The 499-nt window shown below is 34.9% G+C and carries 1 protein-coding gene; it reads right to left on the reverse strand.

The features are described 5' to 3' along the window. Positions 1–48 precede the first annotated feature (48 nt). Positions 49–499 (reverse strand): hypothetical protein (locus tag FCV43_RS19705; protein WP_206380348.1); only part of this gene is annotated, 451 nt, incomplete at its 5' end.

Below are 499 nucleotides of genomic sequence, written 5' to 3' on the forward strand. Positions count from 1 at the left end.
AACCGGAGTGAAATCGCTAAGCGTTAGGAGTCACTCTTAAATTGTTTGTTATGTGAATTGAACTTTAAATTGGCTATCAAAATTATGACGCTTTAATGACTCATAAATTTGATTTATCTCTTCTCTGGATATTTTTTGTAAATCAATTTGATAAGAACTAAAACGAGCCTTGATACTGATGATTGATCCATCAACTTCTACACTCTCAAGACGATTTAAAAATTCATCTGGAATATCACTCCCAGTATGACTAACCTTAGTTCCACGTTCGTCTTCTGGCAGGGCAAACTCACCGATTAACTGTCTATGCAAAAGAAGAGTTTCGATATATCCATCACCGATGTCAATTGCAAAGGAAATCATTAAATCATTTTCAGTTTCTTCAATATCAATAAAGCTAACTACTTCCATTACTTTTACCTCGATACTATAGGATTCACATAACGCCCAATTAAGGTGCGACAACGCTATAAAACCCAAACTAAACCATTGCACCGTA

The sequence above is a fragment of the Vibrio genomosp. F6 genome, from assembly GCF_005146325.1.
Taxonomy (GTDB): domain Bacteria; phylum Pseudomonadota; class Gammaproteobacteria; order Enterobacterales; family Vibrionaceae; genus Vibrio; species Vibrio cortegadensis.